Raw genomic sequence first — 14,364 nt, 5'->3', positions numbered from 1 at the left:
GCGAATTGTAAATTACGTCGGTAGGGAAAATCATGCACAAGGAGGTGATGGTTCTGCACAACGCGATTCGACTGACGCAGTGAAAAAATGCAGGCATTCCAAGGAGGAGAATCCCCATGCGAAAATTTATTTTGTTTGCCGGTTTGATCGCGCTCTGCGCGCTCGTCGTCGCGTGCGCGACCAGCGCGCCGCCCGCGCCTCAAATCGTCAAAGAGACGGTCGTGATCGGCGGCACACCCCAGGTCGTCGAACGAGTCGTCGAAAAAGTTGTGACCGCGACGCCGCCCCCGGCAACCAAAGCCGCCGCGCCCGCGCCGGCGCAAGCACAAGCCGTGCCGTACCGCATCGGCGTGTTCTCGGATATCAAGACGACGAATTATTGGTCGTACCAAGGTCCGAACAACTCGGTGTGGCAACGCTACATCATGGCGCCGCAACGCTCGTTCCTCTACAACAAGAACGACAAACGTTTCGACCTAGTGCCCGAACTCGCCGTGGATTTGAACGCGCCACGCGTCAAAGAGGGCGACATGTGGACGATCACGACCAAGATCAAGCAAGGCGTCAAGTGGAGCGATGGCAAGGAATTGACCGCGAAAGATTTTGCGTTCACCGCGAACACCGCGATTGAACTACAATTGACCGGTCCGATGGCGTCCACCTACGACCGCGAGTATCTCGAAAAAGTACAAGCGGTTGACAATTACACGATCAAGTACATTTGGAAAAAAGCCCCTGGGTTAGCCAAGTGGGAATGGGGCGCGGCGCAAGGCGCAGTCATGTCTGAAGCGTACTGGGCGCCAGTCGTCGCGGACGCGAAAAAGCCACTCGCCAACGCGGACAAGAACAACAAGGACGCGTACACCAAAGCGTTGAATGATGCGCGCACAATTCTGTTGAATCACTCGCCGCAAGCCGAACCGCTCCTGGGTTCGTTCACCTTCGTCAAATGGGAAAAAGGCGCGTTTGCGGAGAACAAAGCATACGCGGACTCGTGGTTCAAGGATGTGCAAAAGACCGTTTACAAGAACGGCGCGTACACCGAATCCAAGGGCAGCTACTCGTACAAACAAGGCGACCCGACCGGCGACAAGGTCGTGGATTACAAGCAAGGTCCGACGATGACGAGCGCGGTCTTTACGATTTACGGTACGCAGGATGCCGCAGTCCTCGCGCTGAAAAAGGGCGAGATTGATTACATGCTCAACTCGCTCGGCTTGTCGCGCGGGTTGATGGATCAAGTGCAAGGACAAAAAGGTCTCGATGTCGTCACGAACCCGACAAACGGATTCCGCTATATGGCATTCAACGTTCGCAAGCCGCCGATGAACGACATTGCGTTTCGCCAAGCCATGGCGTACATGATTGACAAAGAGTTTATCACAAAAACGATTCTGCAAGGCGTCGCGTTCCCCGTCTATACCGAAGTCGCCGAAGCGAACGCGTTCTGGTTCAATCCCGATGTGCCCAAGATCGGCAAAGGGATGACAACCGAACAACGTCTCACCAAAGCAATCGAAGTGCTCGAAAAAGCCGGCTACAAATGGGAAGGCGGCAAGAAACCGACCTGGGACAAGGACGGCGTGCGCGTTGCGCCGGGCGGTCGCCTCATCATGCCCGATGGCAAGCCGGTGCCAAACCTCACGATGATCGCGCCGAGCGCGGGGTACGATCCGCTTCGCTCCACATTCGGCATCTGGATCGAGCGATACGCGAACGAACTGGGCGTCCCGCTCAAAGCCGAGTTGATCGGTTTCAACGACATCATTACGCGCGTTTACCAAGACCCAGACTATGACAAGAAACTCGACATGTACATCCTGGGTTGGACGCTCGATATCTTCCCGACCGGGTTGAACACGTTCCATCACTCGCGCTTTGCCGGACCGGGCGACAACAACGCGGGCGGCTACAACAATCCCGAGTATGACAAACTCGCCGACCAGTTGTTTGAATGCCAGGACGCGAAGGAATGCCAAAAGGTCGCGTTCAAATTGCAAGAGGTCCTGGCAACCGAACTGCCGTACATTGTGCTCTTTGATACGGGCATCATCGAGACCTATCGCACGAATCTGCAATTCCCGTACACCGAGTTGATGAACGGCATCCAGTTCCTGAACGGTATGCCGCACGCAACGATTTCGATCAAGTAACCCCCACCCCTTCCCTCCCCCGTCTTTGACGGGGGAGGGTGAGGGAGGGAGTAGGAGTGGTTCATGCTCAAATACATCGGCATTCGACTCGCGCAAATCGCGTTTACGTTTTTTACTTTTCTCACGCTCATCTTTTTTCTGCTGAACGCGCAACCAGGCAGTTTCGTCGGTCAGTTCATTGACCCGAATATGACGGCGGAGCAACGTCAAGCCATCGCGTCTTCGATGGGCTTGGACAAACCAATCCACGAACAATATTTCATCTACCTGCGGAATTTTTTTACCGGCAATCTCGGCATTTCGTTTTCAAACTATCCGCGCCTCGTGAGCGAAATCATCGCCGAACGCGCGCCGCGCACGTTGATTCTGTTTCTCGCTTCGACGACGCTCGCGTTCACGATCGGTTTTACGCTGGGCAAGATTCTCGCCTGGCGACGCGGCAAACTAACCGAGTACGTCGCGACGATTGGCGGCGTCACGCTGTACACGATTTTTCTGCCCTGGTTCGGCTTGATGATGATTTGGTTCTTTGCCTTTATCCTGGGCTGGTTCCCTATCGGCAAATTTCTCGACCCTGTTTTGTGGCGTACCTCGCCGCTTAATTCCGAGGTCGTGTTCGGGCAAATGCTGACGACCGTGTTCGTCGTCGTCGCGGCAGTCCTGGGAATCGTCCTCACCTCGCGCCGGCTGCCGGTCGCGCGACGCGCGTGGGCGCGTTGGGTCGGCGTACTCGGCGTGTGCGCGATCGCGCTCGGTGTTTGGGCAACATTGCCACAAGCGCGCTTTGCGCTCGACATCGCGCATCACTTGATTTTGCCGATCATTACGCTCGCGACCGTGTCGTTTGCCGGCTCGATGTTGCTGACGCGCAACAGTATGCTCGAAACCTTGCGCGAAGATTTCATCATGGCGGCGCGCGCCAAAGGTCTGCCCGACCGCGTCGTGCGTGACAAACACGCCGCGCGCAACGCGATGTTGCCGGTCGTGACGAGTTTCGTGTTCAGTCTCGCGCTCGCGATTGACGGCGGCGTCATCACCGAAACGATTTTCTCGTGGCCCGGCATGGGGCTGACCTTGATCGGCGCGGTGACGCAAAAGGATATTCCGCTTGCGATTGGCGGGCTGATCTTTGGCGGCACGCTCGCGCTGACCGCGCATTTGGTCGCGGATATTTTGTACGCGTACCTCGACCCGCGCATTCGATACGCGTGATTTGTAGCGCGCGCGGCTCGCCCGCACAGCGCAAGCCCTTTTCCCTCCTGTAATCCCCAACCTCTCTCCCGTGGTCGGCACGGGGGAGAGGGCAAGGATCGCCGACGTCGGGGCGAGGCATTCGCTTCAAGACCGCGAGGGTAAGAACCACGCGGCGGCGAACGCCCCGCCCGCACCAAGATTCCATCGGAGACACTTATGCCAGAAATCGAGGCACTGCCTCAAACCAAAGTCAACCGCATCCTCGGCGAGCAGGTCGCCGCGCTCAAAGGCGATCTCGCCAAGGCGCGCCAGAAACCGTTGTGGCGCGTGCGCGCGGAACTTGTGGGCAAGAGTCTCACCGCCAACGCGCGCATCTTTGCCGAGAATCGCATCGGCTTGCTGGGTTTTGCGATCATCTTGCTGTTCAGCGTGATGGCAATCGCGCATCCGATTTTGATGGCGACCGTGTGGGACGTTCGCACGTACGATCCGATCACCGGCTATGCGTACGAACAGACGCAACAACCCGCGCCGCCAAACGCGCGCCACTTGCTCGGTACCGATCCGCTGGGACGTGATGTGTTGAGTCAACTGATGTACAGCACGCGCAACGAATTCGTCCTGGGTCTGCTCGCCGCGCTAATCACGGTGACGATTGCGACGACAATCGGCGCGGTGTCGGCGTACTACGGCGGCATCATTGACGCGATTTTCATGCGCGTTGCCGACCTCATCATCATGACGCCAACAATTTCGTTGTTGATCGTGATGAGCGCGTTGTTCAACCCCGATATGCTGCAACTCGCGTTGGTGATCGGCATTCTCTCCGGCTTTGGCGGCACGACCATCATCATCAAATCGCAAGCGATGGCAATTCGCGTCCGTCCCTTCGTCGAAGCCGCGCGCGTCGCCGGCGGTAGCCATCGCCACATCATCATGACACACATTCTGCCGAACCTGTTGCCCCTTTCATTTCTGTACATGATGTTCAGCGTCACCGCCGCGATTTTTTCCGAAGCGACGCTATCGTTCTTTGGTCTGCTCAACATTCGAATGTCGTGGGGCATCATGATTTTCACCGCGCAAAGCGCGGGCTATCTTTTGAGTGGCATCGAATACTGGTGGCTCCTCGTCCCCGCCGGCGCATCCATCACGTTCTTGTGCTCCGCATTTTATCTTGTCGGTCGCGCGTTGGATGAGGTGGTGAATCCGCGCTTGAGGAAGAGATAGTACTCAGCATCCAGAATTCAGTATTCAGTTGTCCAGCAAACTGAATACGGAATACTGAACTTTGAACCCTGGAGTTACAATGACTCGACCAATCCTCTCCGTCCAAAATCTCACGATGCACTATTCGACGCGCAAGGGCAACGTCTCGGCGGTGGACGATGTGTCGTTCGAATTGAGCGAAGGCGACGCGCTCGGACTCGTCGGCGAATCGGGATGCGGCAAGACCTCGATTGCGACGACGCTGTTGAAACTGTTGCCGGAGAACGCGCATATTTTGAACGGAAGCATTTCGCTCGGCGGCACGAATCTCGTCCCACTCTCCGAAACCGAAATGCAACCGATTCGTTGGCGACGCATCGCGATGGTATTCCAAGCCGCGATGAACGCGCTCGACCCAGTGTATCGCGTCGGCGATCAAATCGTCGAGGCACTCGACACGCACGTCGAGGCGATGACACACACGCAGGCACGCGAACGCGTTGCAGAATTGTTTCGCGTCGTCGGACTCGACCCAAAATTAATGGATCGTTACCCGCACGAGTACTCCGGCGGAATGCGCCAACGCGCGGTCATCGCGATGGCGCTGTCATGCAATCCCGATGTCATCATCGCCGACGAACCGACGACCGCGCTCGATGTGATCGTGCAAGACAAATTGTTGCGCGAAATGTGCACGATTCAGAAAAATCTGGGGATGGGCATGATTTACATTTCGCACGACATCGCGGTCATTGCCGAGGTGAGCAATCGAATGGGCGTGATGTACGCGGGACGCCTCGTCGAGATGGCGGACACGACCGACATTTTCGAACGACCACTGCACCCGTACACGCACGCGTTGATGTCCGCGTTCCCCAGCATCACCGGACCCAAGCGCATGTTGACCACACTTCCGGGTGAGCCGCCCGATCTACTGCATCCGCCATCCGGTTGTCGCTTTCACCCGCGCTGTCCGCGCGCGACCAATCAGTGCCGCTACGAAACACCCGCCTTCCAGGACTATGGCTCGCGTCACAACGCCGCGTGCTGGCATCCTATTGAAGGATGAAGGATGAAATGACAACCACTACTCTGCCACTCGTTACAGTCGAACGATTGCAAAAATATTATCCGGTGAGCAAGGGATTGTTCGCGCGCGCGCGGAATTTTATTCACGCGGTTGACGATGTGAGTTTTCACATCGGGCGCGGCGAAAGTCTAGGTCTCGTCGGCGAGTCGGGGTGCGGCAAAACGACGACCGGCAAATTGTTGGTGAAACTCATCGAGCCAACAAACGGGCACATTTATCTCGGCTCGAACGGCGGTCGCATGGATGTTGCACCGCTGAAAGGCGCGGGGATGAAATCGTTTCGCCGCCAAGTGCAAATGATTTTCCAAGACCCGTACGAATCCATGAATCCGCGCCTCACGATCTACGACACCGTCGCCGAGCCGCTCGTCGTGCAGAACATCGGCATATTGACCGAACGCGAAGAGTTGGTCGCGGAATTGCTCGCGCTCGTCGGACTCGCACCGCCGTCGTCGTTTCTGTTTCGATTTCCGCACGAACTTTCCGGCGGACAACGCCAACGCGTCGCGATCGCGCGCGCGCTCGTCGTGCAACCGACCTTCGTCGTCGCAGACGAGCCGACCTCGATGCTCGACGTTTCGATTCGTACCGGCATCATGCACTTGATGCTCGACCTCGCGCGGCGAATGGACGTAACGTATTTGTACATCACGCACGATCTCGCGGTCGCGCGCTATATGTGTCATCGCATTGCGGTGATGTACCTCGGCAAGATCGTCGAGCTTGCCGAGACCGAGGAACTGTTGAGTCATCCCCAGCATCCGTACACCCAGGCATTGCTCGCGTCCGTGCCCGTCCCCGACCCGCGCTTGAAACGCCAACCCGCCGACATCCAGGGCGGCATCGCCGCGCCGATTGATCCCGCGCCGCGTTGTCGTTTTTATGATCGTTGTCCGCGCGCGAACGAAATGTGCCGCGCGAACGATCATCCGCCATTGACGGACAAGGGCAGCGAACATTTCGTCGCGTGTCATCGCGTCTGAACATGTAGCGGCGAGCGGCTCGCTCGCCCGTTTGCCGCGCACACCAACTCGATTTATAATCGGACGCAATCCAAAACCGCGCCCGATTTTTTTTGCAACCACCCATAACACAAGTTTCCAACTTGCCCTACTTTTTCGGAGGCACACCATGCCCGCACCCTCGTTCGAGTACGATCGCCACGCGTCGCGCGACATTCGTGAGATCGGCACGCGCACCGAAGGAAACATCACGCGTCGTTTGTTCAGTTTCGCGACGCCATTCGGCTATCGCCGCGTCGCGCATTTCATCGCGCCGGTGGATGATGCGCCGCACGCCGCGATTTTGTTCGTGCACTGGTACGAACCCGAATCGCTCGACTCGAACCGCACCCAGTTTGTGAATGACGCGGTCGCGCTCGCGCAACGCGGCGCGGCGTCGCTCCTCGTCGAAACGATGTGGTCGGATCGTGATTGGTTTTTGAAACGCACGCAAGCGGACGACATCGAAAACTCGACGCGTCAAGTCGTCGAGTTACGCGCCGCGATGGATTTACTGCCTGCACAAGCGAACGTGGACGCGCGGCGATTCGCGTACGTCGGTCACGATTTCGGCGCGATGTACGGCGCGTTGATGGGGAGTGTTGATCCACGTCCGTCGCATTACGTGTTGATGGCGGGCACGCCACGTTTTCCGGATTGGTACTTGTACTATCCCAAACTCGAAGGCGACGCACGCGAGCGATTCATCGCGAGCATGATACCCTACGATCCGATCACGCACATTGCGCGCCTCGCACCCGCGCCGGTGCTGTTCCAATTCGCGACAAACGATCCACACGTACCGAAGGAGCGCGCCCAGGAATTTTTTGACGCGGCGCGCGAACCCAAAGAGTTGCGCTGGTACGACGCGGGACACGGCTTGAACGAACAAGCCACGCAAGAACGCCTCGCGTGGCTGACCCAGAAACTGGGATTGCGATAAAACAATCCGCGAGTCACGCGAATAAATAGCAAGATTCGCGTGACCCGCAGATAAAAAAAGAGCGTTCAACTGAACGCCCTAAAACGTGGTGCCCCTGGCGAGACTCGAACTCGCAACCGACTGCTTAGAAGGCAGGTGCTCTGTCCTATTGAGCTACGGGGGCAAACTCGCCAGTATAATATCCCACAGCATCCCGATTGTCAATTCTCGTTCCGCGATTTGCCAACCTCATCCCAGCCCGATCATTTCTTCACCGCCGCGACAATCTTAGGTAACGCAACGGCGACATCTTCGCGCAGAACGACCTGGGCGTGCGCGTCCGCAATCGTCGGCGTTCGGTTGACGACGATGAGCTGCGCGCCCTGCTTTTTCGCGAAGAGCGGCAAATCGCCGGCGGGCGCGACCTCTAGCGACGACCCTGCCACGATCATCACATCGCACTGCCGCGATTCCTGCTCCGCTTCGAACATCACGCGCACCGGCAACATTTCGCCGAACAACACCACGTCCGGCTTCATCGGTCCGCCGCACTGTTCACACTGCGGCGCGCGTCCCCGCGCGAGAAATTCTTCGATAAGCGGTCGCGCATCGGTTTGATACATGCAACGAATGCACGTCGCTTGGCGCAAATGACCGTGCACTTGCAACACGCGTTTACTGCCCGCGCGTTGATGCAGATCATCAATGTTCTGTGTGATGACCGCGCGGAGTTTTCCCATCGCTTCGAGTTCGGCGAGCGCATGGTGCGCGGAATTCGGCTGCGCGCGGACGATCAATTCGACCAGCGGTTTGAACCATTCGTAAAAACTATCGGGGTGCGCGTTAAAACCCCAGAACGATGCGACTTCCATCGGGTCGGCGCGTTTCCACAAACCGGAACCGGGACTGCGAAAATCCGGCACACCCGACGGCGTCGAGATTCCCGCGCCGGTCAACGCGACGACGCGCTTGGCGTGAATAAGTAGCCGCGCGGCTTGAAGAATTTTCTGATCATTTGGCATCAGAGCAATCTCTCTTGTGTTTGCACGACAATGGGCTCGCCGCCCGCGACGCGATGCGCCCAGCGCGTCGTTTCGGGCAGACGATAGGATTTGCAACACTGCAGAACCAACTCAATCGCGCGTGGCAACGTCACGCGATGCCCCACGCTCACGTACACCGGCGATGCGCCCACGCGCGTACGCAACGCCGCGCCGATGGTCTCACCACGATCCACGAGCGGCGACCACGCGCCGCGCGCCTCTTGCGGCGCGTCCGCCTTGCCGCACAGAATAGATTTCGCGCAACCAATCGTCGGCACATCGAGTAGCACACCCAGGTGCGACGCGATGCCCAAGCGACGTGGATGCGCGCGTCCCTGTCCATCCACGACGATCACATCCGGCGTCGTCTGCAACTCGGCGAGCGCGCGCCAGATGACCGGCAATTCACGGAACGCGAGCAACCCTGGGATGTACGGAAACGCAACCGGCACGCGCGCGATCGCGTAATCCACCGGCGCGAGATCAGTCGCGCGCAGAACGACGACCGCCGCGCGCGCGATGCGATTCCCTTCGCCCTCGAATCCGACATCCACACCCGCGAGCAAGCGCGCCTCGTCCACCGCGTCGCGTTCGATCACGCGCGCGGCAAGGTCGTGCTGAATTCGCATCGCTTCCGCCGGGACCACATCCCAGCGCGGCATCGCGGGTAATTGCATAGTCGCTCAATTCGATTATACCGGGTTCTCGACTGATTGACAAAACATTGCTTTTGGGTAATATATAAATCGTTGTTTATGTGTCGGGAATTGGAGATTGGAGGTTGGAAATTAGTAATTGGAAGTTGGAAGTTAGGCACAGGTCCACCTTCTACTTTCTAGTCTCCAATGTCCAACCTCCAACCTCCAACTTCCAATCTCCAATTTCAAAATCATGCGAATCGAAACGGACTTGCGCGGACTAAAAGAATTACGCGACTATTACCGCATCCTGGCGGACGGGGCGCGCCTGCGCATCCTCGCGCAACTGGCGCGGCGCGATGCCACCGTCTCCGAGTTAGCGCGCGGCTTGCGTCTGAGTCAGCCGCTCGTCTCGTGGCATTTGCATCGGCTCAAACAAACCGGGCTGGTCAAGACGCAACGCAATGGGCGCGAAGTCCATTGCTCGCTCGACCGCGCGCGGCTCGACACGTACGCGCGTCAGTTCGATTTACTCATCCCCCGATGATGGACTCGAGGAGTGTGCGCCTGTGATTGTGTTATACTGGTTATGGCGACTCGGGATGTTTTTGATTGCGCTGACCCCGCACCGCGTATCCTTTTGGCTGGCTGGCGCGATGGGCGAAGCGGCGTACTATGCGATGCCACTGCGCCGCCGCGTCGCCGAAGAAAACTTTGCGCGTGTCCTCGGCAAGCCCGCGGAGGATCCCGCCGTGCAACGCGTCGCGCGCGGCGCGTTCAAAAATTTCGCGCGGCAACTGCGTGATGTGATGATCTATCCCAGCATGACTGCCGCCCAGTTGGACGCGCGCGTGACGATTGTCTCACCGGCACATTTCGAAACCGCGCTCGCGCCCGGCAAAGGCGCGATCGTCGTCAGCGCGCACTTTGGCAACACCGATTTACCCAGCGCGGTCATGGCGATGCGATTCAAACCTTTTACGCTCGTCGCCGAATCGTTGCGTCCGGCGCAACTAATGGATTACCTCACCAAGATTCGCGCTGCGCGCGGGGTTCACCTATTTCCCTACGACAGCGCGCCGCGCAAAATCCTCCAGGCACTCAAACGCAACGAGATGACCGCATTCCTCCTCGATTTCGGCGTCACGCATCATTTTGATATCACCACCGTGCCGGTGACGTTCTTCGGCGCATCCACCGATTTTCCCGCCGGTCCCGCCCAGATGGCGCTCCTCACCGGCGCGGCGATTATCGTCGGTCACGTGTTCGTCGCGGACGACGCGCACATGTACATTCACACGAACGAGCCAATCGTGGTCAAGGCGATTGGAGAACGCCGTCAAGTCATGCAAATGACGATGCAACAAATCGCGCGGCAGATGGAAGTGTTCATCCGCGAACATCCCGAACAGTGGTACGTGTTCCGTCCGATGTGGAACATGGACGCCAAGCGTCTCGAACAAATCAAAAATGCGTCGCTCAGCGCGAACAAATCGTGACCTATGCTCAAATACTATCTCTTCCGATTCGCTGGTTTGCTTGCCCCACACATTCCCGCGCGCATCGGGTACGCATTGTGCGCGTTCGTCGGCAATGTTTGGTTTTTATTCGGCGCGCACAAACAGCCGACGTACTTGTTCAACGTGCGAACGATTCTCGGCGATGGCGCGACCGACGATCAGGTACACAGCGTCGCGCGGCGCGGGTTTCAGAATTTAATTAAAAATTATTTTGATTTATTCCGCAACCACGGCTTGACCCGCGAGACAATTCAGCGTCAACTCTTTCGCGTGGACGGACTCGCCTACCTCGAAAATGCGATCAAGCAAGGCAAGGGCGTCATCGCCGGGTCGGGGCATTTCGGCGCGTGGGACATGGTGATCCAGCTCACCGCGGTGTATCTCAATGTCAAGGTCGTCGTACCCAACGAACGCTTCGGTCCCGAAAAACTGTTTCAGTACGTGCTCGGCTTGCGAAAAAGCCAGGGCATCGAAATGGCACCGCTCGATGTCGCACCGCGCGCGCTGATCAAGGTGCTCAAGGAAGGCGGCATCGCCGGGCTGGCGTATGATCGCGATATTACAAAGACCGGTCCCATCGTGCAATTCTTCGGCAAGCCGACGCAAATGCCGGACGGCGCGGTGCAATTGGCACTCAAGTTTGGCGTACCGGTCATCATCGGTTTTTCGATTCGCCAAGCCGACAATCGTTCGCTCGTCATCCTCGAACCGCCGCTCGTTTTTGAACGCACCGGCGATGCGCGCGGCGACATTCAAGCCGGCACGCAACGACTCGCTGCGGTGATGGAACGCTACATTCGTCACTATCCCGATCAGTGGTTGATGTTTCAAAAAATCTGGTAGTGCAATAGTGCAATAGTTGAATAGTGCGATAGTTTTTGCCGCACTATCGCACTATCGCACCATCGCACGAACGAACTATTATGGGTAAAGCCGACATTCACATTCACACAACGCACAGCGATGGGATGGCATCCGTCCAACAAGTATTCGATTTCGTCGAGAATAAAACCGCTCTCGACGTGATTGCCATCACCGATCACGATATGTTCGATGGGGCGGACGAAGCGCGCAATCTTGCCGCGCGGCGCAATTATCGTTTCCAGGTATTGACCGGGATGGAAGTCACGACCATCGAAGGTCACTTGCTCGTCCTGGGTCTCGACCAACCAGTGAAATCGTTGATGGCGCTCGACAAAACCATCGCGCAGGTGCACGAGCAAGGCGGCATCGTCATTGCGCCGCATCCGATGTCGTGGCTCATTCGCTCGATTGGGCGCAACGGCTTGATGCGAATTCATCGCAACCCGCACGACGAAGTGTACTTTGATGGATTCGAAACGATGAACCCGTCGCTTGCCGGACGCGTCGTCGCGCAACAGGTACGCGAGATCAACGCGCGCGTGCTCAAGTTGCCGGAGACCGGCGGCAGCGACTCACACATCAAGGAAACGATTGGCACCGCGGTCACGAATTATCCCGGCACGACCGCGCAAGATTTGTTGCGCGCGATTCACAACAACGAGACGAGCGTGGACGGACATTACTGGACGACTGAAGAAATCAAACAACTCGCGCGTATCGGTCCCGCGCAAATGTTGCAGAGCTTGGTCAAGTTGCCGGCGAAGCATGTTCGGCGCGCGTTAAATGGGAAACAAGGGAAATAAGGGAAATGGGGGAAAAGGCATTCCAGGATTTCTACCCGGACACTCTTGCACATTGTTACGGTTGCGGTCGTCTGAACGAACACGGGCATCAGATCAAGAGTTATTGGGATGGTGACGAGAGTGTGTGCGAGTTTATGCCCAAGTCGTACCACACCGCGATCCCAGGTTACGTGTACGGCGGACTCATCGCGTCGTTGATTGATTGTCACGGCACGGGCACCGCCGCCGCCGCAATGTATCGCGCCGAGAATCGCGCGATGGACACCGAGCCGCCGTTTCGTTTCGTCACCGCGTCGTTGCACGTAGATTATTTGCGCCCAACGCCGCTGGGCGTGCCGCTCGTCGTGCGCGGAACGGTGAAGGAAATCAAGGGACGCAAGATCGTGATTGACGCGACGCTCTCCGCGAACGGCGAGGTGTGCGCGCGTGGGCAGGTCGTCGCGGTGCAGATGCCGGAAACATTCAGATGAGAATTTTTCACCACAGAGCACACAGAGGACACAGAGCATTTTATTTTTTCTCTATGCTCTCCGTGTTCTCAGTGGTGAAATGAGAAATGCTAGATGAAACAATTATCTCGCGAAGAATTTGAACGCGCGCGACAATTCCTCAAAACGCGCGCACGCCCACTTGAGCGAACCATGTTCGAGTACCGTTTTGAAAACGGCACAGTCGAAAACGTCATCGCCGAGTTGGCGCGCTTTCAAAACGCGGATGGCGGATTCGGTCACGCGCTCGAACCGGACTCGCGCGCGCCGAGTTCGTCCGCGCTCGCAACCGGCATCGCGTTGCATTCGCTCGTCGAGCTGGGCTGCGATGCGAGTCATCCGATGGTGCGCCAAGCGTTGGCGTACTTGCGCGCCACGTTCAATCCGCAGACCCAGGTTTGGCGCGTCGTTCCGCCTGACGCGAACAATTTTCCGCATGCGCCATGGTGGCACGACGAGAACGGCAGTCTCGCACGCACATTCGACGAGTTCCGCATCATCCCGCGCGTGCTGATACTCGCGTCACTGTGGCATTTTGTGGCTGCCGTGCCGCGCGATTGGCTCGACGCGCTGACACGCGCGGCGGTCACGTACATCGAAAAAGTTTCGGTGCTGGGTGGCGGCGGTGGAAGCGACTTGGAGTACGCGATCATTCTCGCAGAAGAAGAAAAGTTGCCGCGTGAGTATCACGCGCGTCTCGTCGCGCGCATCCGCGCGGCGATTCCGACAGTCGTCGTGCGCGACCCAGCAAAATGGAGTGCGTACTCGCTCAACCCGCTCAAGATTGCGCCGACGCCGCAAACGTTTGGCAGTGATTTGATCTGGGACGATTTGCAAACGAATTTAGATTTTGCGATTGAGAATCAAACCGCTGAAGGAACCTGGGAGCCAACCTGGATGTGGTCCGGCGCGTATCCCGAGGCGTGGGAACAAGCGAAACTCGAATGGCGCGGGCACTTGACACTAGAGATGCTGACGATGTTGAGAGCGTACGGGAGATTAGAATAGTAGCATTGAACTGCCTTTTCGCTTAAATTTCCGGCACATTCCGAGATTTGAGCCGTTTTCGACCCGTTCTTCGCCCAGAAATGGTACTTCGACATCTCGCGAACACTACCGGACCAAGAGATTCTGCATGTCCAGCGGTGTCCTCCGGGACAGTATGGGGAAAACGCCTATTTTCAGGGCATTTTGTGACACTGGAATTTACGATTGTGCCAGAATTTTAAGCGAAAAGAGAGTTGAACATGAACTTGGTGCGAATTACGACGAGGCAAAAATGATAGTATTCATTGACAGTAACTGCTCAGGCATAACCAAACTTGGACGACTCTTGTATTGCAAAGCATACATTCATCAGGCATACTGTAGACAATGACACCGTCCCCATTACCTACTGACGAACAAATCCGTGCGGCATACCAGCAAGGCGAAGAAAC

General features: G+C 57.3%; 14 protein-coding genes and 1 tRNA gene. 12 read left to right on the top strand and 3 right to left on the bottom strand.

The annotated features are described in order from the left end of the window. Positions 1-116: 116 nt before the first annotated feature. The 6 genes from HY868_24865 to HY868_24840 all read left to right on the top strand — a co-directional run bounded on the left by HY868_24865 (position 117) and on the right by HY868_24840 (position 7,590). Positions 117-2,153, top strand: coding sequence for an ABC transporter substrate-binding protein (locus tag HY868_24865; protein MBI5305385.1), 2,037 nt, complete (start codon positions 117-119; stop codon positions 2,151-2,153). Between the two features lie 63 nt (positions 2,154-2,216). Then, entirely contained in the window at positions 2,217-3,365 is a 1,149-nt protein-coding gene (locus HY868_24860; protein ID MBI5305384.1) for an ABC transporter permease, read from the top strand. 198 nt (positions 3,366-3,563) lie between these two features. Next, positions 3,564-4,577 (top strand): ABC transporter permease, encoded by a 1,014-nt coding sequence (locus tag HY868_24855; GenBank protein ID MBI5305383.1) that lies wholly within the window; start codon positions 3,564-3,566, stop codon positions 4,575-4,577. Between the two features lie 79 nt (positions 4,578-4,656). Beyond that, on the top strand, positions 4,657-5,625 hold the full coding sequence (locus HY868_24850; protein MBI5305382.1) for an ABC transporter ATP-binding protein: 969 nt from the start codon (positions 4,657-4,659) through the stop codon (positions 5,623-5,625). Further along, the gene (locus HY868_24845; GenBank protein ID MBI5305381.1) at positions 5,622-6,629 is read left to right on the top strand and encodes an ABC transporter ATP-binding protein; all 1,008 of its coding nucleotides are present in this window, start codon (positions 5,622-5,624) and stop codon (positions 6,627-6,629) included. The genes HY868_24850 and HY868_24845 overlap by 4 nt, the downstream gene beginning before the upstream one ends. Before the next feature lie 148 nt (positions 6,630-6,777). Next, complete coding sequence (locus HY868_24840; protein MBI5305380.1) at positions 6,778-7,590, top strand: dienelactone hydrolase family protein; 813 nt, start codon at positions 6,778-6,780, stop codon at positions 7,588-7,590. An 86-nt stretch (positions 7,591-7,676) separates the two neighbouring features. Here the strand turns inward: HY868_24840 and HY868_24835 are convergent. The 3 genes from HY868_24835 to nfi form a co-directional block, all read right to left on the bottom strand. Next, a tRNA-Arg gene (locus HY868_24835) sits at positions 7,677-7,753 on the bottom strand. Positions 7,754-7,832: 79 nt separating this feature from the next. Further along, entirely contained in the window at positions 7,833-8,591 is a 759-nt protein-coding gene (locus tag HY868_24830; GenBank protein ID MBI5305379.1) for an NAD-dependent deacylase, read from the bottom strand. Next, a complete protein-coding gene (gene nfi, locus HY868_24825) occupies positions 8,591-9,289 on the bottom strand; it encodes a deoxyribonuclease V (GenBank protein MBI5305378.1) in 699 nt (232 codons plus the stop codon). Before nfi ends, HY868_24830 begins: the two co-directional genes overlap by 1 nt. Positions 9,290-9,503: 214 nt before the next feature. Here nfi and HY868_24820 point away from each other — a divergent pair, with 214 nt between their 5' ends. The 6 genes from HY868_24820 to HY868_24795 all read left to right on the top strand — a co-directional run bounded on the left by HY868_24820 (position 9,504) and on the right by HY868_24795 (position 13,933). Continuing rightward, positions 9,504-9,797: a winged helix-turn-helix transcriptional regulator gene (locus tag HY868_24820; GenBank protein ID MBI5305377.1), complete on the top strand. Its 294-nt coding sequence runs from the start codon at positions 9,504-9,506 to the stop codon at positions 9,795-9,797. A 22-nt stretch (positions 9,798-9,819) separates the two neighbouring features. Beyond that, positions 9,820-10,749, top strand: a complete 930-nt coding sequence (locus tag HY868_24815) for a lysophospholipid acyltransferase family protein (protein ID MBI5305376.1) — start codon at positions 9,820-9,822, stop codon at positions 10,747-10,749. Positions 10,750-10,752: 3 nt separating this feature from the next. Next, positions 10,753-11,613: a hypothetical protein gene (locus HY868_24810; GenBank protein ID MBI5305375.1), complete on the top strand. Its 861-nt coding sequence runs from the start codon at positions 10,753-10,755 to the stop codon at positions 11,611-11,613. Positions 11,614-11,693: 80 nt separating this feature from the next. Continuing rightward, positions 11,694-12,437: a PHP domain-containing protein gene (locus tag HY868_24805; GenBank protein MBI5305374.1), complete on the top strand. Its 744-nt coding sequence runs from the start codon at positions 11,694-11,696 to the stop codon at positions 12,435-12,437. 5 nt (positions 12,438-12,442) lie between these two features. Then, on the top strand, positions 12,443-12,907 hold the full coding sequence (locus HY868_24800; GenBank protein MBI5305373.1) for a PaaI family thioesterase: 465 nt from the start codon (positions 12,443-12,445) through the stop codon (positions 12,905-12,907). Between the two features lie 93 nt (positions 12,908-13,000). Next, positions 13,001-13,933, top strand: coding sequence for a hypothetical protein (locus tag HY868_24795; protein ID MBI5305372.1), 933 nt, complete (start codon positions 13,001-13,003; stop codon positions 13,931-13,933). Positions 13,934-14,364 lie beyond the last annotated feature (431 nt).

This window comes from Chloroflexota bacterium (genome assembly GCA_016219275.1).
GTDB lineage: Bacteria > Chloroflexota > Anaerolineae > UBA4142 > UBA4142 > JACRBM01.
This window is presented reverse-complemented; position numbering and strand designations above follow the sequence as displayed.